The following is a 20877-nucleotide window of genomic DNA, read 5'->3' on the forward strand; positions in this document are numbered from 1 at the left end:
AGGCAACATTGAAAGATTAAGTGTATTGAACTGCGATAACCGGGCTGAGAAGCCTGACGAGGCGCCAATACCCCATACGAAGCTCGAGCTAATTTGATTTTTGGAGAATAGACATGTCCCGAGTCTGCCAAGTTACTGGCAAGCGTCCGGTGACCGGTAACAACCGTTCCCACGCACTGAACGCGACTAAACGCCGTTTCCTGCCTAACCTGCACTCTCACCGTTTTTGGGTTGAGAGCGAGAAGCGTTTTGTCACCCTGCGTGTATCTGCTAAAGGTATGCGTGTTATTGATAAGAAAGGCATCGAAACAGTTCTGTCTGAACTGCGTGCCCGTGGCGAAAAGTACTAAGTACTAAGAGGAAATAAATCATGGCTAAAGGTATTCGTGAGAAAATCAAGCTGGTTTCTTCTGCTGGTACTGGTCACTTCTATACCACTACGAAGAACAAACGTACTAAGCCGGAAAAACTGGAACTGAAAAAGTTCGATCCAGTTGTTCGTCAGCACGTTTTATACAAAGAAGCGAAAATCAAATAATTTTCGTTTTGATGTAAAGAAAAACCCTGCCTCGGCGGGGTTTTTTGTTTTCTGGCCGTCCCCATATTAATGAGACCTGACATACCGCCGGAGATACTATGCCTGAATTACCTGAAGTCGAAACCAGCCGCCGTGGTATTGAGCCGCATTTGGTGGGGGCAACGATTATGCACGCGACGGTGCGTAACGGTCGTTTGCGTTGGCCAGTATCTGAGGAAATCTATCGTCTGAGTGATCAACCTGTCCTCAGCGTACAGCGGCGCGCGAAATACCTGCTGCTAGAACTGGCGGATGGCTGGATAATCATTCATCTGGGGATGTCGGGTAGCTTGCGTATCCTTCCTGAAGAGCTTCCGGCAGACAAGCACGACCACGTTGACTTAGTGATGAGCAACGGCAAAGTTCTGCGTTATACCGATCCCCGCCGCTTTGGCGCCTGGCTGTGGACTAAAGAACTGGATGGACATAATGTCCTCGCTCATCTTGGCCCTGAGCCGCTGAGCGACGATTTCAACGCCAATTATCTACAGCAGAAATGTGCGAAGAAGAAAACGGCGATTAAACCCTGGCTGATGGATAACAAGCTGGTGGTGGGTGTGGGTAATATCTACGCCAGCGAGTCGCTATTTGCGGCTGGGATTCATCCTGACCGTCTTGCGTCATCGCTGTCGAAAGATGAGTGTGAATTGCTGGTACGCGTTATCAAGGCGGTGTTGCTGCGTTCTATCGAGCAGGGCGGGACGACGCTGAAGGACTTTCTGCAAAGTGACGGTAAGCCTGGCTATTTTGCCCAGGAGCTGCAGGTCTATGGGAGAGAAGGTGAACCTTGCCGCGCATGTGGCGCACCGATTGTTGCGACAAAACACGCCCAGCGTACAACGTTCTATTGTCGTCGCTGTCAGAAATAGTTTCATTGCTGGCCGGATGCTGCATCCGGCCAGGTGCATTACTTCAGTTTACTCATTAACGCCTGATGGACGTTTTCCGGCAAAAAGTGCGTCACGTCACCCTGGTGGCGGGCAACTTCTTTCACCAGTGACGATGAGATAAATGACCACTCTTTAGATGGCATCAGAAAAACGCTTTCCAGCTGTGGCATGAGGTGGCGGTTCATATGAGCCAGCTGCATTTCATACTCAAAATCGGCTACCGCGCGCAGGCCACGGATCAGAATGTTCGCCTGATTATCACGGGCAAAGTTTGCCATCAGATCGCTGAATCCCAGCACTTCCACATTGCCAAGATGCGCCGTTGCCTGTTGTGCCAGCTCAACGCGCTCTTCCAGAGTAAACATCGGCTTTTTACTGGGGCTTGCGGCAATCGCCAGAATCACGTGATCAAACATGCTTGTCGCACGCGTCACGATATCGAGGTGGCCGTTAGTAATAGGATCAAAGGTTCCTGGATAAATCGCCCGTTTTTGCATGACTTGCCTCAATGCGTTTTGGGTGGCAGGTAAGGTTCCAGCAGTTGCAGCAGACGCTGTAGAGCGCCCTGATTTTGATACAGAACTTCAACTGCGTGACGGCCATAAAAATTACGATAATCTGCATCGGTCAGTAAAGAAGAGACCTCTTTCACCAGCGTAGCTGCGTCGGTGACGGTGATCAATCCGCTTGCCTGTTCGAGACGGGCGCAAATATCTTTAAAATTAAACGTATGTGGTCCCATCAACACCGGAATAGCATGCGCTGCCGCTTCCAGCGGGTTGTGTCCACCACGTTCAACCAGTGAACCGCCGACAAAAGCAAGGTCGGCAATGCCATACAGCAACATCAGCTCACCCATGGTATCGCCGATCACAACCTGAGTACCTGATGATGGAACTTCACCCGAAGAACGAGTGGTATAGCTTAGTCCAGCCTGGCGTACGAGGTTAATGGCATCCGGGAACCGTTCAGGATGTCTGGGAACCAGAATCAATAAAAGATTCGGGAACTGATTTAATAACGCCTGATGGGCGGCAATGATGATGCTTTCTTCGCCGTCGTGGGTGCTGGTTGCAATCCATACCGGGCGGTGAGGCGCCCATTGACGACGTAATGTCACCGCTTTTGCGGCCAGTTGCGGTGTTACGGATATATCAAACTTCAGGCTGCCAGTAACGGTGACTTGATTGCTTCTGGCGCCAAGCGTAATAAAACGTGCGCCATCTTCTTCGTTTTGTGCGGCAATCAACGTAATTCGACGCAGTAGTCTGCCAACAAATTTACCTAATTTCGCATAACCAGCGGCTGAACGAGCAGAAAGACGTGCGTTGGCAATGACCAGAGGAATGTGGCGCTTATGGAGTGCCGCGATCAGATTTGGCCACAGCTCGGTTTCCATAATTAACACCAGTTTGGGGTCAACTTTATTCAGAAAACGGTTCAGGGCATCCGGTAAATCGTATGGTAAATAAATGTGCTGAACGTCAGTACCAAAAGCAGATTGTACGCGCTCGGAACCGGTTGGCGTCATGGTGGTTACCGTGATCGGCAAGTCGGGATAACGATGTCGCAGAGCGCGAACTAATGGGATTGCAGCCAGCGTTTCGCCCACAGAAACCGAATGAAGCATGATGCCGCCAGGTTTTAGCGGGCGGCGATAAAAGCCGTAGCGTTCGCCCCAGCGTTTACGGTAGGCCGGAGCCTTACGTCCGCGCACCCAAAGCCGTATCCAGATCAAAGGCTGAATAAGGTAGAAAAGGGCGGTGTAAAGCAATTCGAGCATAATGGTAGCTGACTTATGAATGTGCTGGGGATTCTATGTATTTAACTATGGCTTTACCATCATTTTTATCCAGGTTGTATCAAAACGATGGAATTGATGAGGGACCGATTTCGCTGATGGCTATTTCAAAAATGCACATGGCCGCATTTATATGTCTTAACCTCTTGTGCGGTGTACGTTTTCTGATGAACTGGTGTCTTTTTTATCTGTATGTTTTTCATGGTTTATTTTGTATTTTGTTCAAAAAATATTCATTTCGGAATGCGTGATAATAAATGATATACTACTGCGCAATTTCAGGTAGCTAGCGGGCAGAAACGTTTCGAAAGCACAGAAAGTCATCTTTGGATGCTTTAGGCAAGGATTACACGATTCTGATGCTTCAAACCTGACATGCCTGGCGACGCGATGCGGATATTAATGCATGAATATTGCTTTTTGTTTGTACAAGTATTTTCCCTATGGTGGGTTACAACGTGATTTCTTGCGGGTAGCGCTGACGGTTGCTTCTCGTGGCCATCATGTTCAGGTATTTACCCAGTCATGGCAGGGCGAGCGTCCGAAAGGGCTGGAGATTATACTCGTCCCCGTCACATCCAGAACGAATCATGGGAAAAACGAGCAATATTATCAGTGGGTTCAGAATTATTTAACTCAACATCCCGTCGATCGTGTCGTTGGTTTTAATAAAATGCCTGGGTTGGATGTGTATTACGCTGCGGACGTTTGCTATGCAGAAAAGGTCGCCCGCGAGAAAGGCTTTTTCTACAAATTGACTAGCAGGTACCGACACTATTCTGCATTTGAACAAGCTGTATTTCAGCGGGGTGCCGGCACTACGCTTTTGATGTTAACCGATAAGCAAATTGGTGACTTCAAACATCATTACCAAACTGAGAGCCAGCGTTTTTGTATCCTGCCACCAGGAATCTATCCTGACCGAAAGTACAGCCAACAACCTGAAAACAGCCGGCAGGTTGTCAGAGAAAAAAACGGTATTGGTCTCGATCAGTACTTACTCTTACAGGTAGGTTCCGATTTCAAACGCAAAGGCGTGCCAAGAACATTACAGGCGTTGGCTTCTTTGCCTGATGTCATCCGCCACCGCACGCGATTGATGGTTGTTGGTCAGGATAAGGCCGATCGCTATCGCGCTCAGGCTCGTCAATTGGGGGTTGAAGAACAAGTGCAGTTCTTCTCGGGGCGAGACGATGTCGCAGAATTGATGTCTGCTGCTGATTTATTACTTCACCCCGCTGTACAGGAAGCTGCCGGTATTGTCTTGCTAGAAGCTGTAGTTGCCGGGCTACCGGTATTGACTACCGAAGTTTGCGGCTATGCGGGTTATATCAACGCCGCACAATGTGGGGTGGTGATTCCTGAACCTTTTGAGCAGGAAAATCTGAATACAGCACTTTTCGATGCGCTGCAAAATAATGAGCAGAGAAGCCGTTGGGCCGGGAACGCGCGGCATTTTGCTGATACAGAAGATCTCTACAGCCTGGCAGATAAAGCTGCAGATATCATTTTAGGTCCTAAGAATGATTGAATTAAAAGAACCATTTGCCACGCAGTGGCAAGGAAAAGACCCGTTTACTGAAGTCACTAAGCTGGATGGTGAGGTTTTTCGCGCTCTGGAAACACGGCGTACCCTACGTTTTGAGATGATGGGAAAGGGTTATTTTCTTAAATATCATCATGGAACCACGCTTAAAGAAGTGGTGAAGAACCTTATATCTCTGCGTATGCCTGTACTGGGTGCCGACCGTGAGTGGCTGGCGATTCACCGCTTAAAAGAACTGAATGTTGATACTATGACAGGGGTTGCATTTGGTCAAAAAGGTCTGAATCCGTTAGAGCGAACCTCGTTTATCATCACTGAGGATCTTTCTCCCGCCATCAGCCTTGAAGATTTTTGTGCCGGGTGGGGAGTTGAGCGTCCTGATTTTGTATTAAAACGGACCATTATTACCCGTGTGGCAGAAATGGTGGGTAAAATGCATCGGGGTGGAGTAAATCATCGGGATTGCTATATTTGCCATTTTTTACTCCAACAACCGATGCCAGAAAATATTGCGGATATCAAACTTTCCGTAATCGATCTGCATCGTGCACAAATTCGTCAACATGTACCGCGCCGCTGGCGAGACAAGGACTTGATCGGACTCTATTTCTCTTCACTTGAGATCGGTCTGACGTCCAGAGATATCTACCGTTTTTTACGTGTCTATTTTTCGATGCCACTACGTGAAATCTTTCGTCAGGAAGTCAGGTTGTTTGAACAGGCTGTCACAAAAGCGCAAAAAATAAGACGAAGAACAATAAGAAAAGCGCTATAAATCACACATAAAGTTTGAGGCCATTTTATTATGAACATTGATTTCCAGAAGCTAGTTATTCAAAAACACGTCATAGACAGCTCTACGCATGAGAAGAGTAAAAAACTAAGTGTTGCGTATGGTGTCGACCGTAATTTTTTATTTGGTTCTGGCATTTCAATGACCTCAGTATTAGTGAATAACCCTGATATTGATATTCACTTTTATATAGCAACAGACTATATAGATGACGATTATCTGGAGAGTGTAAAACGCCTGACCCAAATGTATAGTACGACTGTGACGGTTCTTGTGTTCGATAACGCGGTATTTCGTGAACTACCGAGTACGAAATCATGGACTTATGCGATGTACTATCGTTATCTTGCATTTGAATATTTAAGTACGGAGCTAAGCTCTGTACTGTATCTTGATGCCGATGTTATCTGTAAAGGTTCATTGCAAGAGCTTACGGAGATTAATTTCTGTGGGGAATATGCGGCTGTCATCAATGATATCGATGATGTGCGTATTAAATCCGGCAACAGGCTCGGCATTCCTGAACTGAGTAACGGTTACTTTAACTCTGGCGTGGTATTTGCCAATCTCGAAGTGTGGCGTGAACAGCAGTTGTTGACTAAAGCATTTTCCATTTTAGACAAACGTCAAAAAGAGCTTCTTTATTTTGATCAGGATGTGCTGAACATCTTGTTTGTCGGTAATGTTATTTTCCTGAGAAGAGATTTTAACTGTATTTATGGTGTGGATCAGGAATTGAAAAATAAGAATGATAAACTATATCAGAATTTCATCACCGATAATACGGTATTAATACACTATGTCGGTGTTACTAAGCCATGGCATTCATGGGCCAAATACCCGGTAGCCAAGTTTTTTATAGATGCCTATAAAAAATCAGCATGGGCGGAAAAATCTTTATTAAATGCAAATACGGCAAAACTATATAAACGCAAGTCACGGCATGAAAGGGCACAACGTAAATATATCCGTTCGGTGCTTAGTCATGTAATGTATATAAAAAATAAACTACATAACGCACGGTCACACTAGTTAGTTGTGCATATAATTGTCAGATAGCATATTGAAAAGGTGTAGTACATGAATTTTGATTGTCATCAGTCTATCAAGGATACCATTGAGTTCTTTGGTGCTCCAAAAGAACAAAACCCACAGCTCAATATCGCCTGGGGGGTTGATCAGAACTTTATGTTTGGCGCGGCGGTTTCGATGTCGTCCGTTTTACTACATAATCAAGATATCAATATTCATTTTCATCTTTTTACTGATTATATTGACTCAGACTATCAGCAAAAATTAGAAATATTAGCAAAGCAGTATTCAACGAATATAACTGTTTATGTGATGAATGCTGAAGGATTAAAGGTTTTGCCATGCGGGAATGCGTGGTCTTATGCGACCTATTTTAGGTTTATTGCATTTGAGTATCTTAGTGAAAAAATTGATAATTTATTATATATAGATGCCGATGTGGTATGTAAAGGGTCGTTGATTGAATTAACAAAAATTCAGTTTGAGCATCATGTGGCTGCAGTTATTCAAGATATTGATGGCAGTCGTTCATATGCTGCCACTCGACTTAACGTTCCGGAATTTGTTGAGCAATATTTTAATGCTGGTGTTATTTTTGCTAATTTAAAGAAGTGGAAGGAACAACAGTTTTTCGCTAAAGCATTTTCTATTCTGTTGGACAAAACCAAGAAATTTGCGTTTCTTGATCAGGATGTTTTGAATATTATGTTTTTAGGGAAAACCATTTTTCTACCTAGAATCTACGATGCAATATATGGCATTAAACAAGAGTTAAAGAGTAAAGACACTTCTCGATATAAAGAATACATCACCAATGACACTATTCTTATTCATTATGTTGGTGTAACTAAACCCTGGAATTCATGGGCTAACTATCCTTCAGCACAGTACTTTGTTGAAGCCTGGAAGGCTTCTCCGTGGGCGACAGTTCCACTGCTACCTGCCAGAACGCCAAAACAGTACAAAAAGAAGTCACGCCATGAAAGGTTACAAGGGAAGTATTTCGCCTCAGTAATCAGTTATATTGGTTATTTGCGTGAAAAATTAAAAAAATAATAAAAAACTCCCGTAAGGGAGTTTTTTATTAACGTAATTTAGTCTTAAGGTATTTCATATACCATTTGAGAGAGGCATAGTAATTTCCCTTTTGGGCTTCCTGACGTGAGTAAACACGATAATCAGTAGGCCTCATACGTGGAGCATAAGACCGTAGTTCAGTATTTCGCCATGGCGTGAAATGATGGTAGAAAAGATAAAGTTGCTGTGAAAGCCCAGTGTGTTCTTTATACCAGGGTTTCCTTCCACCGGTGAAATGGATAATACGTGGTAGAGTATCTTTTTGAAAAAAGAAGGTCTCTTTCTGTTGTTCAGTAAACCAGTTAAATAAAAAATTCCATTTGTTATCAATAAATTTAACATTGCTATTAATAGCAATGTTCAGAGCATCTTGATCCGGATAAGGGAGATTTTTGACCCGATCGAACAATATTTGGTTGGCTTTTATTTCAATATTATGTTCAGTCCATTTTTTGATATTAATATACATAAATCCGGAGTTGAAATAAAAATCTGTCGTTAAATTTAATCGTTTCGCATTTTTGTTGCTACTATTATCAAGCGAATCATGACTGACGGCACAAATAACTTCACTAATGTCAATGTTATTAATTTCATGAATGCTGTCGAAGCACAGTGTGTCTGCATCTAAATAAATAAAAGATTCTACCTTATCCCTAAGCAGTCGTGGGACCGCTAATCGCATATAGATTGAACGGTTCAGGTGTTTGATTGCAAAGTCATTGTTATACTTTTCAATCTCTTCCTTATCGATATTGATAACCTGAATTTTATCACTGGTAGAACGTAGTTTATTGATTTCTTCATCTGTAACGTCATAGACAAAGACGAAGAATGACAGATCTTGCCCCGGGTTGTTCATTATGACAGACATAATGGACACTGCTACATATTCCAGATAATTGGCATCTGTACAGTAAGCAATGTTAATAACGTTTTTTTTGCTGTCCATTTATGCTTTCTCATTACCTTTTATATTGTCACTATCATGAAGTACCTTATCGATAGCGTCAATCACAGCTTGCTCCGGTATCCATGTTAGATATTTTTTAGATCTGTCGAGTTTATCTCGAGAAGGCATCGGATGATAATCGCCAGCCCAAATCAATAAAGCTTTATCTGACCATGGCTTCCACTGTTGATAATTGGTGGCGCCAAACAGGCAGACCTGCGGTGTCTTTAGCGCCGCTGCCATATGCATAGGAGCAGAATCGACGCCAATGTACAGAACTGCATGATCGATCAATGCAGCCAACTGCAAAAAGGTGGTTTTACCTGCCAGCGTCAGATCAGGGGAAGATTGACACAGTTCAGCAATGCGCTGAACCTGCTGCTGCTCACTTAGCGCTGGCCCACAGGTAAGATAAACATGCAGACCACGCCGATGAAGGTGGTCTATAACATGCGCGAATTTTTCATCGTCCCAGCATTTAAACTCTTGTCTGGCAGTGGGTTGAATAACGACATATTTTTGTGAAGGCAATTCCGGGAGTAGGGTAACTAAATGTTGATAGTCGTCAGGGCGATAACAAAGAGACATCTCTTTCTTCAGTTCTGTTTCGCTAAACCCGATACCTTTTAGAATAGATAAATTTTGTTCAACAATATGTGTTCCAATGGATGGCGTTACTCGCGTAAAAAGTCGGTTCCACTGATCTTTTTCGCGCTCAAAAGCAATTGAAGGGCAACGCAAAGACGCTATAAGAGCGCCGATCGGCCATTGTTCGGTGAGGTTAACGATCAGGTCGTAGTGATTTTTTTTCAGTTGTTTACGTACTGAAAGGTAATTTTTCACTGTTGACAGCAGGCCTTGCTTTTTCTCAATCAGATAAAAATTATTGATATCTTTATGGGCAGCTAAGATTGCTTTGGTATCTTTATAGAGCAACAGATCGATCTTAGCTTGTGGATAACGTGCCCGAATGCTGGCAATGACAGGCGTAGTTAGCAGAACATCCCCATAAAACTTGAGCTTGCAAATAAGAATCCGGTCAACTTTTTCAAACATGTTAAAATCCCTTTCGCAAGAATAAGCTTTTGCAAGCAGATATTATCTTATATCTTGTTTCAGAAATAGAACGATCGATATGGGGATATTTCATCTTCAGAATTATTTTCTTCTTAACGATTTTCGTATCGCAGCATGCAAGTGCATTCTGAATGTCATTTAGCATACTCTCGCTATAGCGATAATAGCCTTTTTTCTTGCGTAAAAGTTTACGTCCTTCGAGAAAGCAATTGATAATCATAAATGTCGCAACAGTACGCTTGGACCTATTTTCATTAATATAGTTATACATTTTTCGCATAGCAAAGAAGATGCTGTCAGCGTCACTATCAATAATGTTCTCGGTAATACTTTTATCGTTTACTCGGTAGTAATATAACTTATTCTCGATTTTTAGAATCTTATGGCATTTAAAATACTGGAATGGGCAAAAAATCATGTCTTCGTAGCGACGATGTTCCTCGAACTTATCGCTACCAATGATATTGCGGTGAAAGATTTTTGTCATCAGATGCCATTGCCCTGCCTTGAATGTTGGTAATAGAGGGGCGTAATTGTCATCTGATAAGATTATTTCGCGCTGGGTAATGTTGTTTTCCATTTTTGGCGCGTTCTTATACAAATTGTTTATATCTCGAGTTAAGTTAAATTCGATGATGTCATATTTTTCGTCTCTTAACTTAGGCAAGAGAATTGTAAAATAATTCTGGCAGACAATATCATCACTGTCTACAAAGCCAATATATTTCCCTGTCGCATGAGCAAGCCCAACATTACGGGTGATTGCAACACCCTGATTTTTTTGACTTATATATTTAACATTATGACAATCTTTTTCGCGGTAAAACGCATTTATACGCTCTTCGGTTAAATCCGTAGAGCCATCATTAACAATTATTACCTCCACATCATCAGTGATGCTCTGATGTATAGACGCCAACGTCGCTGTGATGAGTTCAGCGTTGTTGTATGTAGGTATAATAATGCTCAGTAAATAACCGGAAGCGTTAACCATGGCATCGTTCTCTTGTTGGACTCGAGCTCAGTACTGCTGCTACACATAACGCCAGCACGCTGCTCAGGGCTTCACCTTTGGCATATAATAATAAATCACTCAAGCCATAGACTGCGATAGCGCCTGAGACGACGAACAACAGAGGACTACGTTGCCAGTAAGCTATTAAAAACATGGCAGTATAGAGCAAGAGTAGCACAACAACACCAGGGATGCCTTTTAGTGAGAAGGTATCAACTATTTCGTTATGCAAGTGGACGTTAATGAACTCAAGTGCCCCTTGCAGCGAGGTGTCCTGCACCGCAAGTCGCTGAATTTCTGCTCCGCGTTGTTCGAGTGACTGTCCCCAGTGGTGCACTTTCCCGGCTTCAATACCTGCCCGTTGCATCGCCAGTCTCGCGCCGATAGAAGTATTACTATTGTTTTGATTATAAGAGTGCAGATCAACCAGGAAGTTCTGATAGCGGCTTTCAATGATTGGTTTTAAGGGGATTGCAGCAACCCCCACCAGTATTACAAAACCTAGCAGTGCCCTTAATAGCATGGTGCGGTTGTGACGATAGTACATCAGGAATAGGCCGACACTCAGGATCGGGTATACCAAAATAGCGGCTCGAGTTTGCGTTGTGATGATGACTGCCAGCGATATCAAAAAATGTAACAGATAGAGTGCAACGGTGTGTTTTAGACGCAGATTAATAATGGCCTGAGAGGCTAATAATGCAATTAGCGTCAGAGCGTAGGCTGTGCCGGTTTGGTGTTCAAAGCCCAGCGCAACACGGTAGGTCATAATATCTGGTGCCTCGGCGACCTCGTAGCCTGCGAAAAGATACAGGCCTATTGCTGTAAGAATCGTCCAGATACTGGTGATGCGAGTTATGTTGGCACATGGCTCTCGCGATGCCAAAGCGGTCATAACCAGTGCGGAAAAAATCATCACTTTGCCACCGTTCTGGTATGACCTATAGGCTCCGGTAAAAGCAGATCCTGGCTGTTTAAATATTTCTACCCAAATAATCTGGAGTAAACCGAAGAGCAACAACATAACAGGTAAAACCAGGTTTTGTTTGTTACTGCACACATGTTTTATATTTTTTCCTATAAGCGGTAGAGATAGCGCCGTGGAGAAAATAAATACCTTCAGCGCTTCATCTGGATTGACCAGCACCATCGCAAGCGTTGCCAGGATCCCAGCGTAAAATAAGAAGTATATAAAATCGAATGGATTATTTTTTATACTACAAATAAAACGAGAAAACATGTGTTGGCGAAGCATGGTTCATCTCTTAAAGTTAAAGCAAATTATTATCAACTAGCGATATGTTGACTAAGTTAGCATCCAGATCCTGCAATTTTCCGGAATGGCTTTGCTGTGTGTATTGATTCTTCCCATATCCCCCAATCAGTCCGGGATCCGTTGGGCCATACAACGTAATATTAGGGCGATCCAACGCGGCGGTTAAATGGCTCAATCCTGTATCAACCGACACCACAAACTTTGCCCCCGCCAGAATGCGAGCCACATCTTCCAGACTCATTCGCGGCAGGACATCAACGTAGGGAAACCCTTCTGCCAGCCTTTTGGCGCGCTCTTCTTCATGAGGAGCACCCCAGGGGAGTTTAATACGGATGCCCGTATTATTTAACAGGCCAATCAGCTCCCGCCAGTTGGCTTCTGGCCAGTGCTTATCATCACGTGTCGTGGCGTGCAGAAATACAGCATACTGGCCTGCATCAGCCTTATGTTCATTCATAAAATGCTGCGCAATCGCGTAATCACCCTGCAACTGCGGTTTAGCATACCCCAGACTTTTGGCGAACAATTCACGCGTACGTTCTACCGCGTGCTGCTGTTTGGCTATGTGATGTTTGCGATTATAAAACAGACTCGCCAGCGGTTCGCGGGCTGTGCTCCAGTCCATACCATGCTTGATGCCACGTGCCAGACGTGTCACCAACGCGGCGCTTTTAACTAAACCCTGAGCATCGATTATTGCGTCATAATGCTGTAAACGCACCGCATCGTGAAACGCTTTACGCTCGGCTTTAATCGGCGCTGAAAACCAGGCTTTACGCCAGCGACGGATCGCTACTGGAATAACCCGGTCAACAGCTGAATGCCAGGAGGGGATTTGAGCGAACCCTTCTTCCACCACCCAATCAAATTGAATACCCGGAATAGCCTGCTGCGCATCGGTTAATGCGGGCAACGTATGCAGCACATCGCCCATAGACGACGTTTTAACGATCAGAACCCGCATCCGTCAGGCTTCCTCTTGTAACAACAGGTCGTTGAGTTCTTCCTGCACGCGCTGCGGCGTGATGTCAATCAGGCTCTGGTGATAGCCTTCTGCCGCATCGCCCTTACGCACTTTGTGATACCCCGTAATCAGGCGAATGACACGTGCCTTGTGGGAAAGCGGGGGCGTAAAATCCGGGCTGCTTGGACCATACAATGCGACCAGTGGACGGTTCAGTGCTGCGGCCACGTGCATTAATCCAGAATCGTTGGTGACGACCGCTTTGCAGGCGGCGAGCAGAATGACGGCCTGTTCCAGCTGTGTTTCGCCCGCCAGATTACGGCACCAGGCTTGCTGTTCAGTGCTCAGCGTTGCCAGGATCTCATTGCCAGCTTCATGGTCTTTTGCTGAGCCAAACAGCACAATCTGATGGCCTTCATCGATCAACTGCTTCGCCAACTCTGCGTAGTGGTAATGTGGCCAGCGTTTTGCTGGACCAAATTCCGCACCCGGGCAAAAGCCGATGATGGGACGTTCGGCTGAAAGGGAGAACTGGCTACAGGTTAGCGATTTTTCACCCTCGCTGACCTGCAACTGTGGCCATAGCAGAGGCTGCGGCAAATCTTTGGCCGTCAGCATCACGCCTTTATCATAAGCCAGAGCCACATAGCGCTCGACCATCAGTGGCCATGCGTCTTTATCCAGTACGCGCGCATCGTTCAGCAGACCGTAGCGCATCTCGCCACGCCAACCGGTACGATGGGGAATACCCGCAAAGAATGGCACCAGAGCTGATTTAAACGAGTTAGGCAGCACATAAGCGCGGTCATAGCGCTTCTCACGCAGACTGTGGCCGAGTTTACGGCGCTCGCCGATCTCCAGCGCGCCGTGCCCCAACGGCATGGCGATAGCTTCGTTGACTTCTGGCATGCGCGACAATAACGGACGGCACCATGCAGGTGCCATCACATCGATTATCGCTTGGGGATAACGCGCCTTGAGCGTGCGATAGAGACTTTGCGACATCATCATGTCGCCCACCCATGACGGGCCGATCACCAGTATTTTCATGCTAACTTCTTACGCGTCGCGGTTCAGCCAGGCCATATATTCCGTGACGCCTTCGGCGACGGTTTTAAACGGCTTGTCATAGCCCGCTGCGCGCAGGTTCGTCAGATCTGCCTGGGTAAATGCCTGGTAGCGGCCTTTCAGTTTTTCCGGGAATGGAATGTACTCAATGCTGCCTTTTTTGTGGTACGCCAGCGTAGCATCGGCAACGGCCTGGAAAGATTCCGCACGACCTGTACCGAGGTTAAAGATGCCGGAAACCCCGTTTTCCAGGAACCACAGGTTTACCGCAGCCACGTCGCCTACGTAAACGAAATCACGTTTGAAGTTTTCACTGCCTTCAAACAGTTTTGGCGTTTCGCCATTGTTAAGCTGGGTGTTGAGGTGGAAAGCAACGCTTGCCATGCTGCCTTTGTGGCCTTCACGCGGTCCGTAGACGTTGAAATAGCGGAAGCCAACAATCTGAGAATTGGCTTCTGGCAGGATCTGACGCACGTACTCGTCGAACAGGAATTTTGAGTAGCCGTAGACGTTCAGCGGTTTCTCATATTCACGGGATTCGATGAAATCAGAAGTGCGACCGCCGTAGGTGGCGGCAGAGGACGCGTACAGGAACGGGATTTCACGCTCCAGGCAGTAGTGCAGTAGCTCTTTGGAGTATTGATAGTTGTTGTCCATCATATACTTGCCGTCCCACTCGGTGGTGGAAGAGCATGCGCCTTCGTGGAAAATCGCTTCGATATCGCCGAAATCTTCCCCGGCCATAATCTGGATCAGGAAGTCTTCCTTGTCCATGTAGTCAGCAATATTCAGATCCACCAGGTTAACAAACTTGGTGCCGTCTTTCAGGTTGTCCACCACCAGGATGTCGGTGATGCCTTTATCATTCAGGGACTTAACGATGTTGCTGCCGATAAAGCCCGCGCCGCCGGTAACGATGATCATAAATGTAACCTTCGAATTATGGAGTCAGAGACAATCTCAGACACGAATACTTCTATCATATCACTACATGGCTTAGGCTTCAGCCATTCACCGATAAGCCGTGCGGGTACACGTGATTTATGCTTCATTTTGAAGAAGTGATGATGCGTCATCTCGTATCAACGTATAGCTTTGGGTAATATGTGCTGAAATTTGCCCAGTCTGGAGAATTGAAATGCGTGGGGATTTTTACAAACAGTTAACGAACGATCTCGAAACCGCACGTGCGGAAGGATTGTTTAAAGAAGAACGCATTATTACATCTGCCCAGCAGGCGGATATTACCGTGGCGGATGGAAGCCACGTTATTAACTTTTGTGCGAACAACTATCTGGGACTGGCTAACCATCCGGAACTGATTGCAGCGGCAAAAGCGGGTATGGATTCTCACGGATTTGGTATGGCTTCGGTTCGCTTTATTTGCGGTACCCAGGACAGCCATAAACAACTGGAGCAAAAACTGGCGGCATTCCTCGGTATGGAAGATGCCATCCTTTACTCTTCTTGCTTCGACGCCAACGGCGGCCTGTTTGAAACGCTGTTGGGCGCAGAAGACGCAATTATTTCCGATGCCCTGAACCACGCTTCTATCATTGATGGCGTGCGTCTGTGTAAAGCAAAACGTTTCCGTTACGCCAACAACGATATGGTGGAACTGGAAGCTCGCCTGAAAGAAGCGCGTGAAGCGGGCGCTCGTCATATCCTGATCGCCACTGATGGCGTGTTCTCTATGGATGGGGTAATCGCTAACCTGAAAGGCGTTTGCGATCTGGCGGATAAATACGACGCGCTGGTCATGGTTGATGATTCCCATGCCGTCGGTTTTGTCGGCGAAAATGGTCGTGGCTCCCATGAATACTGTGACGTGATGGGTCGCGTGGACATCATCACCGGTACGCTGGGTAAAGCACTCGGCGGCGCATCCGGTGGTTACACCGCAGCGCGCAAAGAAGTTGTTGAGTGGCTGCGTCAGCGTTCCCGTCCTTATTTGTTCTCCAACTCACTGGCACCGGCGATTGTTGCGGCTTCCATTAAAGTGCTGGAAATGGTTGAAGCTGGCAGCGACCTGCGCGATCGCCTGTGGGCGAATGCACGTCAGTTCCGCGAGCAAATGTCTGCCGCAGGCTTTACGTTAGCCGGTGCGGATCACGCGATCATCCCGGTTATGCTGGGTGATGCAGTAGTGGCGCAGGCATTCGCCCGCGAGCTGCAAAAAGAGGGGATTTACGTTACCGGATTCTTCTATCCGGTGGTTCCAAAAGGCCAGGCGCGTATCCGTACCCAGATGTCTGCGGCGCATACCCCTGAGCAGATTACGCGTGCTGTTGAGGCGTTCACACGCATTGGTAAACAACTGGGCGTTATTGCCTGAGGATGTGAAATGAAAGCGTTATCCAAACTGAAAGCGGAAGAGGGCATTTGGATGACCGACGTTCCTGAACCGGAAGTCGGTCATAACGATTTGCTGATTAAAATCCGTAAAACAGCCATCTGCGGGACTGACGTTCACATTTATAACTGGGATGAATGGTCGCAAAAAACCATCCCGGTACCGATGGTCGTTGGGCATGAATATGTCGGCGAAGTTGTTGGCATCGGCCAGGAAGTTAAAGGCTTTAAAATCGGCGATCGTGTTTCAGGCGAAGGTCATATCACCTGCGGGCATTGCCGTAACTGCCGCGGTGGACGTACTCACCTGTGCCGCAATACGACCGGTGTCGGTGTAAACCGCCCTGGCTGCTTTGCGGAGTACCTGGTGATCCCGGCATTTAACGCATTTAAAATCCCGGACAATATCTCCGACGACCTGGCGTCTATCTTCGATCCGTTCGGTAATGCAGTGCACACGGCGCTGTCGTTCGATCTGGTTGGGGAAGATGTGCTGGTTTCCGGTGCGGGTCCAATCGGTATTATGGCGGCAGCGGTCGCGAAGCATGTTGGCGCACGCCACGTGGTGATCACCGACGTTAATGAGTATCGCCTTGAGCTGGCGCGCAAAATGGGTATCACCCGCGCGGTCAACGTGTCGAAAGAGAATCTGACCGACGTGATGGCTGAACTGGGTATGACCGAAGGGTTTGATGTGGGCCTGGAGATGTCAGGGGCGCCGCCAGCGTTTCGCGCCATGCTGGACACCATGAACCACGGTGGCCGTATTGCTATGCTGGGTATTCCGCCATCTGATATGTCCATCGACTGGACGAAAGTTATCTTTAAGGGACTGTTTATTAAAGGTATCTACGGTCGTGAGATGTTTGAAACCTGGTACAAAATGGCTGCACTGATCCAGTCTGGACTGGATTTGTCGCCGATCATCACCCATCGATTCTCCATCGATGAATTCCAGCAGGGCTTTGACGCGATGCGTTCAGGCCAGTCAGGGAAAGTGATCCTGAGCTGGGATTAACCGTATCCACCCTGTGGATTCTGTGTGTTGTCCCCGGATGTTGATTATCATTACCATCCGGGGCTTTTTTGCTTCCTCCTGCCCGGCGCATTTTCCGCTAAAGAATTAATATTTTTTTCTGAAAATCTACCGCTTAATATGCTAAAAAGTGCCGATAACTCTACTGTTTGGCAGGATTTGATATGACCTATACCCCTGGTCTCCTGAGCGTCATTATGCCGCTTTACAACACGGGTGAGCCGTTCATTGCGTGTATGGATTCACTGATTGCGCAAACCTGGAAGAACCTGGAGATCATTATTGTTAATGATGGCTCTACGGATAACTCTGCGGAGCTTGCTCAGTCTTATGCGGATCGTTATCCGCACGTTCATCTGCTGCACCAGCGCAATGGGGGCGTTTCTGCGGCGCGCAATACCGGTATGAAAGTTGCCAGGGGAGAGTATATCGCGTACGTAGACGGCGATGATATTGCCTATCCGGAAATGTATGAAACGCTGATGAATATGGCGCTGAAAGACAACCTGGATGTTGCGCAGTGCAACGCTGACTGGTGTATTGCCGAGACGGGCCACACCTGGGCATCCATTCCTACCGATCGTATTCGTTCTACCGGCGTGATGACCGGGCCAGACTGGTTACGCAAAGCGTTAGCCAGCCGCCGTTGGCGGCACGTTGTCTGGATGGGCGTTTATCGTCATCAGACTATCCGCGACGCGGGGCTGACCTTTCTGTCTGGCCTGCACCACCAGGATATTATCTGGACAACGGAGTTTATGTTTAATGCGAAGCGCGCGCGTTACACGGAAGTCCCGCTGTACAAATACTTCCTGCACGGCGCATCTGTTAGCCGTCTGCCGCGCACCGGGCTGAAAAACCTCGCTTACCAGCGCCACTACATCAAAATTACCCGTCTGCTGGATAAGATGAATCACGACTACGCCGGACGCATTCCAATTTACCCGGAATTCAAACAGCAGGTGATTTACGAAGCGCTACGCGTTTGTCATTGCATACGTAAAGAGCCGGACGAGAAAATCCGCCAGCGCATGATTGCTGAAGTATTTGTATCGGGTATGTTCAAGCGTATGGTGAGTAATATCTGCAGCGTTAAGCTGGGTTATCAGGTGCTGTTGTGGGCTATCCGTTTTAGCCAGTGGCGCGATAAATCATTGACGCCGCGCCGCCTGGCCCATTTAACGCTGGATAGTAAAGACTGATTATTGCCAGCCCTGCCACTGCAGGCGCATATACTGCACCAGCGTGCTTTGGGTGATGCTTTCGCCGAGCACGCTGAAGAAGCGGCTGGCGTACACCGGCTCTAACGGCTGTTTCGGTTTGCATAATTTCACCCCGCGGAAAGGATTACGCGGAGCATCAGGCGTACCGTTCTTCGGTGGCGTGAGGTTTGGCTTGGAGGTATCCACCTGTGGTTCATTGAGCAAGCTGCTTGGGCGAACCAGCGTGATGTCGGCTGGCAGGCTATACAGCATCTGCTGCAGGACGCGAACCGTAGACGGGTGAGGGTGGCCAATGGCGATTGCGGAACCGTTGCGGCGTGCAAGCTCGACGGCACGATTAAACTGACGGCGAATATCGGCTTCGTTTTGCGTGTCATCCAGGAAGACTTTGCGTTTGATGACCTTCACACCGGTGCCTGACGCTGCGCGCATTGCCTGGCTGTTACCGATGGTCATGCTGTCCAGGAAGTAGAGGTCGTAGCGTTCCAGCGCCTGCATCACCTTCTGCATGCCGAAAAGACTGGAGGTCATCGCGCTGCCCATATGGTTGTTCAGACCGACCGCATTCGGTACTTTGCTTACCGCGTCGCGAATGATCCGCTCAATCTCTTCGCTGCTCATTTCAGGGCGTAACGTGTCTTTCTCTAACGGCTGCTTGCTCAGCGGCGCCATTGGCAGATGGATCAAGACTTCATGCCCGCTGTTATGCGCTTTGATTGCCATTTCACGCGCATGTGGGGCGTTAGGCAGAACGGCAACGGAGATGGTAGAAGGCATCGCCAGTACCTGGTTTTCAGTGTGTGGGCGATAGCCGAAATCATCAATGACGATGGCGAGTTTGCCAGCAAATACAGGTGTTGCGAAGGCCAGCAGACTGGCGAGAGAGAGTAGTAGACGACGAAATTGTTGTGGCAAAACTTATCTTCCCAACCACGGCTGTGGATTGACCGCCTGACCCTGGCGACGAATTTCAAAATAGAGTGCCGGCCTGCCCTGACCGCCGCTGCTACCCACAAGTGCTATAGGCTGCCCGGCGCGAACCTGCGTCCCGACGCTGACCAGTGCGCTCTGGTTATAACCGTACAGGCTCATATCGCCTTTACCGTGTTCAACGACGACCACCAGGCCATAGCCCTGCAGCCAGTCCGCCAGAATGACGCGACCATCGGCAATGGCTTTAACTTCGGTGCCTTCGGATGCGCCAATAACCATCCCCTTCCAACGTAGCTCACCCTGCAGCTGTTCGCCATAACGATGTAACGTTGGACCACGAACGGGCCAGAATGCCTGACCGCGCGGCGAACCCAGGCCCCCGGTACGCGACATCAGTGATTTTTCACTTTCGGTCGGTTTATAGGTTGAGCCTTTTCGTGACGCATCCTTCTGCTTATCACGTACGGCCTGCGCCTCGCGTGCTTCACGTTCCGCGCGCGCTTTGGCCGCGGCTTCGGCGCGAGCAATGCTGTTGCGCAGACGGGATTCGTTGGCGCGCATTTCGCCCAGTTGCTGTTGACCCTGTTGAATCGATGATTCCAGACTCGAAAGCGTTTTCTGGCGTTCGTTACGTGCCTGTTCCAGCTTAGCCTGCTGAGCGCGCTGTTCGTACAGTAGCGTCTGCTGTTCGCTCTGCTTATCTTCCAACTCGGCTTTTTGCGAGTCGACCTCTTCGCGGGTTTGTTTCAGCTGCGCGATGGTTTCCTGTCGCGCCTGGTTCAGATAGCCGAAATAGGCCTGCAGGCGTTGCCCACGCTGGCTTTCTTCACCGCTAAGAATGAGCTGAATGCCGGTGTGTTCGCCCTGGCGAAAAGCTGCGTCTAGCTGCGCTGCCAGGCTGCGCTCTTGCGCGGCCCGCTGTTTTTCCAGCTTCGCGAGTGCTGCGTTCATCTCTGCGATTTGTGCATTCAGCTGCGCCAGTGAGTTTTGCGTTTCGCGCAACTGCCTTGCGGCAACGGCGATGGCTTGTTCCTGAGCTTTAAGCTGAGCGAGGAGGGTGGCGCGTTGTTGTTGCTGTTGGCGTACCGCGCGTTCTTTTGCCGCGATATCGGCCTGAATAGATTTGAGCTGGTCGCGTTCGTCCGCGTGGGCGGAAAAGGCGCACAGCAATACGCCAGCGCTAAGCGCGCTGGCGTAGAACAAGGGCCTGACTGAAAACTTACGCGGTTTCACGGCCCGAGTGATGGTATTAATCGCCTTTCCCC

At 47.7% G+C, this 20877-nt stretch carries 21 protein-coding genes; 10 read left to right on the forward strand and 11 right to left on the reverse strand.

Annotated elements, in window-relative coordinates:
- Positions 1-113 precede the first annotated feature (113 nt).
- From rpmB to mutM, 3 genes are all read left to right on the forward strand, one after another.
- Positions 114-350, forward strand: coding sequence for a 50S ribosomal protein L28 (gene rpmB / locus OGY33_RS21900; RefSeq protein ID WP_003024071.1), 237 nt, complete (start codon positions 114-116; stop codon positions 348-350).
- Between the two features lie 20 nt (positions 351-370).
- On the forward strand, positions 371-538 hold the full coding sequence (gene rpmG / locus OGY33_RS21905; protein ID WP_003024094.1) for a 50S ribosomal protein L33: 168 nt from the start codon (positions 371-373) through the stop codon (positions 536-538).
- Positions 539-636: 98 nt separating this feature from the next.
- Positions 637-1446, forward strand: coding sequence for a bifunctional DNA-formamidopyrimidine glycosylase/DNA-(apurinic or apyrimidinic site) lyase (gene mutM / locus OGY33_RS21910; RefSeq protein WP_003827288.1), 810 nt, complete (start codon positions 637-639; stop codon positions 1444-1446).
- 38 nt (positions 1447-1484) lie between these two features.
- On the opposite strand, the gene coaD is transcribed toward mutM, so the two are convergent.
- Complete coding sequence (coaD, locus tag OGY33_RS21915; protein ID WP_003024099.1) at positions 1485-1964, reverse strand: pantetheine-phosphate adenylyltransferase; 480 nt, start codon at positions 1962-1964, stop codon at positions 1485-1487.
- Positions 1965-1972: 8 nt separating this feature from the next.
- Entirely contained in the window at positions 1973-3250 is a 1278-nt protein-coding gene (waaA, locus tag OGY33_RS21920) for a lipid IV(A) 3-deoxy-D-manno-octulosonic acid transferase (protein ID WP_048215295.1), read from the reverse strand.
- A gap of 424 nt (positions 3251-3674) precedes the next feature.
- On the opposite strand from waaA, the gene OGY33_RS21925 reads away from it, so the two are divergent.
- The 4 genes from OGY33_RS21925 to OGY33_RS21940 are packed head-to-tail and all read left to right on the forward strand — an operon-like array spanning position 3675 to position 7695.
- Positions 3675-4799 carry a glycosyltransferase family 4 protein gene (locus OGY33_RS21925; RefSeq protein ID WP_048227326.1) on the forward strand — a complete coding sequence of 375 codons (1125 nt, stop codon included), beginning with the start codon at positions 3675-3677 and terminating at the stop codon, positions 4797-4799.
- Complete coding sequence (gene rfaP / locus OGY33_RS21930; RefSeq protein ID WP_048215298.1) at positions 4792-5589, forward strand: lipopolysaccharide core heptose(I) kinase RfaP; 798 nt, start codon at positions 4792-4794, stop codon at positions 5587-5589. Before OGY33_RS21925 ends, rfaP begins: the two co-directional genes overlap by 8 nt.
- A 30-nt stretch (positions 5590-5619) precedes the next feature.
- Positions 5620-6639, forward strand: coding sequence for a glycosyltransferase family 8 protein (locus tag OGY33_RS21935; RefSeq protein WP_137377631.1), 1020 nt, complete (start codon positions 5620-5622; stop codon positions 6637-6639).
- 48 nt (positions 6640-6687) lie between these two features.
- Entirely contained in the window at positions 6688-7695 is a 1008-nt protein-coding gene (locus tag OGY33_RS21940; RefSeq protein WP_191238010.1) for a glycosyltransferase family 8 protein, read from the forward strand.
- A gap of 28 nt (positions 7696-7723) precedes the next feature.
- Here OGY33_RS21940 and OGY33_RS21945 read toward each other — a convergent pair whose 3' ends face one another.
- From OGY33_RS21945 to rfaD, 7 genes are read right to left on the reverse strand one after another with little or no spacing between them, the layout of a single operon-like run.
- Positions 7724-8668 (reverse strand): glycosyltransferase family 8 protein, encoded by a 945-nt coding sequence (locus OGY33_RS21945; RefSeq protein ID WP_191238011.1) that lies wholly within the window; start codon positions 8666-8668, stop codon positions 7724-7726.
- Positions 8669-9724 carry a lipopolysaccharide core heptosyltransferase RfaQ gene (rfaQ, locus tag OGY33_RS21950; RefSeq protein WP_149607893.1) on the reverse strand — a complete coding sequence of 352 codons (1056 nt, stop codon included), beginning with the start codon at positions 9722-9724 and terminating at the stop codon, positions 8669-8671.
- 1 nt (position 9725) lies between these two features.
- Positions 9726-10739 (reverse strand): glycosyltransferase family 2 protein, encoded by a 1014-nt coding sequence (locus OGY33_RS21955; protein ID WP_079934344.1) that lies wholly within the window; start codon positions 10737-10739, stop codon positions 9726-9728.
- On the reverse strand, positions 10732-12015 hold the full coding sequence (locus OGY33_RS21960) for an O-antigen ligase family protein (protein WP_191238012.1): 1284 nt from the start codon (positions 12013-12015) through the stop codon (positions 10732-10734). The genes OGY33_RS21955 and OGY33_RS21960 overlap by 8 nt, the downstream gene beginning before the upstream one ends.
- A gap of 16 nt (positions 12016-12031) precedes the next feature.
- Positions 12032-13000: a lipopolysaccharide heptosyltransferase RfaC gene (gene rfaC, locus OGY33_RS21965; RefSeq protein WP_103014674.1), complete on the reverse strand. Its 969-nt coding sequence runs from the start codon at positions 12998-13000 to the stop codon at positions 12032-12034.
- 3 nt (positions 13001-13003) lie between these two features.
- Complete coding sequence (gene rfaF, locus OGY33_RS21970; RefSeq protein ID WP_191238013.1) at positions 13004-14050, reverse strand: ADP-heptose--LPS heptosyltransferase RfaF; 1047 nt, start codon at positions 14048-14050, stop codon at positions 13004-13006.
- Between the two features lie 9 nt (positions 14051-14059).
- Entirely contained in the window at positions 14060-14992 is a 933-nt protein-coding gene (gene rfaD, locus OGY33_RS21975; protein WP_003827312.1) for an ADP-glyceromanno-heptose 6-epimerase, read from the reverse strand.
- A gap of 214 nt (positions 14993-15206) precedes the next feature.
- On the opposite strand from rfaD, the gene kbl reads away from it, so the two are divergent.
- From kbl to OGY33_RS21990, 3 genes are all read left to right on the forward strand, one after another.
- Complete coding sequence (gene kbl, locus OGY33_RS21980; RefSeq protein WP_003827313.1) at positions 15207-16403, forward strand: glycine C-acetyltransferase; 1197 nt, start codon at positions 15207-15209, stop codon at positions 16401-16403.
- 9 nt (positions 16404-16412) lie between these two features.
- Complete coding sequence (gene tdh, locus OGY33_RS21985) at positions 16413-17438, forward strand: L-threonine 3-dehydrogenase (RefSeq protein WP_003024132.1); 1026 nt, start codon at positions 16413-16415, stop codon at positions 17436-17438.
- 182 nt (positions 17439-17620) lie between these two features.
- Complete coding sequence (locus OGY33_RS21990; RefSeq protein ID WP_048215306.1) at positions 17621-18658, forward strand: glycosyltransferase; 1038 nt, start codon at positions 17621-17623, stop codon at positions 18656-18658.
- On the opposite strand, the gene OGY33_RS21995 is transcribed toward OGY33_RS21990, so the two are convergent.
- Together OGY33_RS21995 and envC are read right to left on the reverse strand one after the other, a co-directional pair.
- On the reverse strand, positions 18659-19594 hold the full coding sequence (locus OGY33_RS21995) for a divergent polysaccharide deacetylase family protein (protein WP_048227316.1): 936 nt from the start codon (positions 19592-19594) through the stop codon (positions 18659-18661).
- Between the two features lie 3 nt (positions 19595-19597).
- A complete protein-coding gene (gene envC, locus OGY33_RS22000; protein ID WP_231587333.1) occupies positions 19598-20857 on the reverse strand; it encodes a murein hydrolase activator EnvC in 1260 nt (419 codons plus the stop codon).
- Positions 20858-20877: the final 20 nt, after the last annotated feature.

The sequence above is a fragment of the Citrobacter sp. Cpo032 genome (assembly GCF_030332975.1).
Classification (GTDB): domain Bacteria; phylum Pseudomonadota; class Gammaproteobacteria; order Enterobacterales; family Enterobacteriaceae; genus Citrobacter; species Citrobacter portucalensis.

Coding starts and splice junctions, on each gene's coding strand:
- OGY33_RS21935 (WP_137377631.1), top strand. CDS start 5,620: ATGAACATTGATTTCCAGAAGCTAGTTATTCAAAAACACGTCATAGAC.
- kbl (WP_003827313.1), top strand. CDS start 15,207: ATGCGTGGGGATTTTTACAAACAGTTAACGAACGATCTCGAAACCGCA.
- coaD (WP_003024099.1), bottom strand. CDS start 1,964: ATGCAAAAACGGGCGATTTATCCAGGAACCTTTGATCCTATTACTAAC.
- rpmB (WP_003024071.1), top strand. CDS start 114: ATGTCCCGAGTCTGCCAAGTTACTGGCAAGCGTCCGGTGACCGGTAAC.
- rfaD (WP_003827312.1), bottom strand. CDS start 14,992: ATGATCATCGTTACCGGCGGCGCGGGCTTTATCGGCAGCAACATCGTT.
- OGY33_RS21990 (WP_048215306.1), top strand. CDS start 17,621: ATGACCTATACCCCTGGTCTCCTGAGCGTCATTATGCCGCTTTACAAC.
- rfaC (WP_103014674.1), bottom strand. CDS start 13,000: ATGCGGGTTCTGATCGTTAAAACGTCGTCTATGGGCGATGTGCTGCAT.
- tdh (WP_003024132.1), top strand. CDS start 16,413: ATGAAAGCGTTATCCAAACTGAAAGCGGAAGAGGGCATTTGGATGACC.
- rpmG (WP_003024094.1), top strand. CDS start 371: ATGGCTAAAGGTATTCGTGAGAAAATCAAGCTGGTTTCTTCTGCTGGT.
- rfaP (WP_048215298.1), top strand. CDS start 4,792: ATGATTGAATTAAAAGAACCATTTGCCACGCAGTGGCAAGGAAAAGAC.
- OGY33_RS21960 (WP_191238012.1), bottom strand. CDS start 12,015: ATGCTTCGCCAACACATGTTTTCTCGTTTTATTTGTAGTATAAAAAAT.
- OGY33_RS21955 (WP_079934344.1), bottom strand. CDS start 10,739: ATGGTTAACGCTTCCGGTTATTTACTGAGCATTATTATACCTACATAC.
- rfaF (WP_191238013.1), bottom strand. CDS start 14,050: ATGAAAATACTGGTGATCGGCCCGTCATGGGTGGGCGACATGATGATG.
- mutM (WP_003827288.1), top strand. CDS start 637: ATGCCTGAATTACCTGAAGTCGAAACCAGCCGCCGTGGTATTGAGCCG.
- OGY33_RS21940 (WP_191238010.1), top strand. CDS start 6,688: ATGAATTTTGATTGTCATCAGTCTATCAAGGATACCATTGAGTTCTTT.
- OGY33_RS21945 (WP_191238011.1), bottom strand. CDS start 8,668: ATGGACAGCAAAAAAAACGTTATTAACATTGCTTACTGTACAGATGCC.
- OGY33_RS21925 (WP_048227326.1), top strand. CDS start 3,675: ATGAATATTGCTTTTTGTTTGTACAAGTATTTTCCCTATGGTGGGTTA.
- waaA (WP_048215295.1), bottom strand. CDS start 3,250: ATGCTCGAATTGCTTTACACCGCCCTTTTCTACCTTATTCAGCCTTTG.
- rfaQ (WP_149607893.1), bottom strand. CDS start 9,724: ATGTTTGAAAAAGTTGACCGGATTCTTATTTGCAAGCTCAAGTTTTAT.